This window comes from Okeania sp. SIO2B9, from assembly GCF_010672505.1.
Classification (GTDB): domain Bacteria; phylum Cyanobacteriota; class Cyanobacteriia; order Cyanobacteriales; family Microcoleaceae; genus Okeania; species Okeania hirsuta.
Map to the genome: position 1 here is coordinate 1 of NZ_JAAHGK010000972.1, position 2993 is coordinate 2993.

At 34.1% G+C, this 2993-nt stretch carries 2 protein-coding genes; both read left to right on the forward strand.

The genetic code is table 11. The features are described 5' to 3' along the window. The first annotated feature begins 746 nt into the window (after positions 1 to 746). A complete protein-coding gene (locus F6K13_RS26170) occupies positions 747 to 1010 on the forward strand; it encodes a hypothetical protein (RefSeq protein ID WP_124143397.1) in 264 nt (87 codons plus the stop codon). 556 nt (positions 1011 to 1566) lie between these two features. After that, positions 1567 to 2478, forward strand: coding sequence for a phosphorylase (locus F6K13_RS26175; protein ID WP_124143396.1), 912 nt, complete (start codon positions 1567 to 1569; stop codon positions 2476 to 2478). Positions 2479 to 2993 lie beyond the last annotated feature (515 nt).

Here is a 2993-nt window from a genome sequence, read left to right on the forward strand (position 1 = left end):
CAGTAAAAGCTTTTTAGGTAAAGGTTATGTCTCAAATGCGATCGCCATAACCAGAGGAGTAGCTACAACAAATTGCAAGTACATGAAGTACAAACATTTAAGACATAACCTTTACCTAAAAAGCTTTTACTGATCGCTTTGAAGGTTCTTGTGTTCGGCAAAGATTGAAAAGCCACATATTTAATTATACCTGATAGACTTAATTTTGCAAATTTTTGCTGGCAACACTTTTAATTTTTGCTTTTCCTAGTTTTTCAAATTACTGAATAAAGCTAATATCAAGTATGATTATAATAGTTTTTATTCATTTATTTCTCCAATCACTCACAATTAATATTTATTTACTTTCGAGAAAAATAGCAACTTAAATGTTCGCTAATTTGGCAGATTTGCAGATATAATTATTTTTGGGAATAATCATATTATCATCTTGACAATTTGAGTAGATAGCTGTAAAATTTTACTTACATAATCCCTCAAATAAACTAAGATTAATTATATCATAAAAAATGATTTTTTTTATTAATTTTTATTAATATTGAGACAGTAAAAACTAATATTAATAATGCCGGTTTCTGGATTAAGAATTTATACTTAAAAAAACAAGCAACTGCTCATAAAATGAGAAAAAAGATAGTAAAAAGTATATTAGTTAACAATAAATGATCTGAATTTAGAGATATAAAAAGAATATAGATAGTAATTCACTATCCATAAAGTAAACCAATTACAGGAGAGTTTTTATAATGAAAAGGTACTTAATCCTATCTGCACTAGCTTCTCTCGGCATTTTCTTACAAGCAGGATCGGCTAACGATCAATATAGATGCAATTTCAGATATAAAGTTGGCGCAAATGATTGGGTTAATGACAGTGCCAGTGCAACAACTCGTTCTCTTGCTAAAGGTTCAGTTGCAAGCGTTCTAGAAAGTAAAGAAGCTAAAGCAAATAGAGAAGGTAAAAGTTTTGATTCAACTAACTTATTTTGTAGAGAAGTACTTGGGGATTAATGTGATAGTCTGTCTGGAAACTAAAATACTCAAAAACTCTATTGCTTTTAAGCATGAAAATTAGGTGAAGTTTAAGCGATCGAGTTAGTGAATTTATCAACAAAAACGAAAGTTTTAGTGTTGTAAATATTGAAATCAAGCTCTAAGAGTAGTTGCTATTTATAGGGGTTCCCTGTTTCCAGAGGGGACTTTTTTTTGACTTACAGCAGAAGGAAGAAGGAAGAAAGAAGAAGGTTTTATACCAAATCTCAAAAACTTTTCTATGTTTTCTGAAGCGGGGAAGTAGGGGAGGTAGGGGCGAACGGCCGTTGCATGCAATATCCCTAACCATTCCCCCACTCCCCTACTACCAATTTTTTTGGGTCTCAAATTTTGAAATATTGATCGCCTCTTCATATCAATATCAGTATAGTTGCCACTATAGTTAGGACATGGGGTAATTATGATGATTGATAACGCGAGCAAGATGCTCACACTAATTGTCAAACACCAACCTCACCCTTCTTGGGAATTGCTATAATCGATGACTACTGACTATCATATCCAAAATTTAACTATGTCCCAAAATCAATTGTTATTTACACCGGGCACTCTCTGGGAAAGACTAAAACAACAAACTGAATATGCTCTAGAATGTGGCGCACTTCAACCTATACCTACTGAATACGAGTTTGTGCAACAGGATAATATTCGTTTCCTAGTACGCATTTTGTCTAATTTATCCCGGAAAGATGAAGCTACAAAACAGCATAAAAAAAAGAAAGCTGAGACTGGCAAGGATTTTAACCCTTTTCTACCTTATGAGCAGGATTTATTTGTTGCTGATATCTCTGAAACTCATTTGTGTTTGTTGAATAAGTATAACGTTGTAGATAATCATCTACTCATTGTGACTAGAGAGTTTGAGGAACAAGAAGATTTGCTGAATTTGCAAGATTTTCAGGCTTTGGGTTGCTGTATGGGAGAATTTGATGGTTTGGCATTTTATAACGCTGGGAAAGTGGCAGGTGCCAGTCAACGTCATAAACATTTACAAATTATACCTCTACCAATGGTTTTGGATGGAGAGAGAATACCGATAGAAAGAGCGATCGCTACTGCTACATTTGATAATGGCATAGGTGTTACGTCTGAGTTTCCTTTTCGACACGCTTTGGCTAAATTAGATTCTGGTTGGATAAATTCTCCTGTTGACTCTGCTGGTGAGATTTTGGCATCTTATTTTGCTTTACTCAAAGCTGTAGGGATAGAAGATAGTGATGAGATGAGTGGGAAACAGTCTGGTAATTATAATCTTTTGGTGACGCGAGAATGGATGTTAGTTGTGTCGCGATCGCATGAGAATTTTAAGTCTATTTCTGTTAATAGTTTGGGTTTTGCGGGTGCTTTGTTGGTAAAAAATCAGGAACAGATGAAAATTATTAAGGAGCATAAACCTTTAAATATTCTTCGTGATGTGGGTAATTAGAAGAAGGAAGGAAGAGGGAAGAAGGAAGAAGGAAGGAGGCTTTAGTTATCTATTAGTTATCTAGAAAAGAAGGAAGAGGGAAGAAGGAGGAAGAAGGCTTGGTGGTGGTGAATTTTTATTGATCGTGCATTGTCTGGCAATGTTTCTTACGAGAATAGTGGGAGCATCTTGCTCCCGACTTTTTTGTGGTAATTTATAGACTATTATCGTCTCTATTAAATAGAATATGCTGTCTGTTTTTACGTTTGTCTAATTTTTTTCAGTTAACTTAACTACATTGGACTTTGGACAAAAAGAAAAAGTGGTTAGCGTAAGTATTACACTAACTAATCGGTGATTGTATTAGAAATCAAATCTGGAATTATCTTCGTTTCTCACATTATTTATCATCCTGAAGATCATAGGATGGGTCTGGTTCAATTTCTCCACCAAAACAAATATCTAAATAACTTTCTTGAAGGGAATGAACAACTCTCTCCAACTCATCAATAAGATTCCTTCGAGTCATTTTTTCA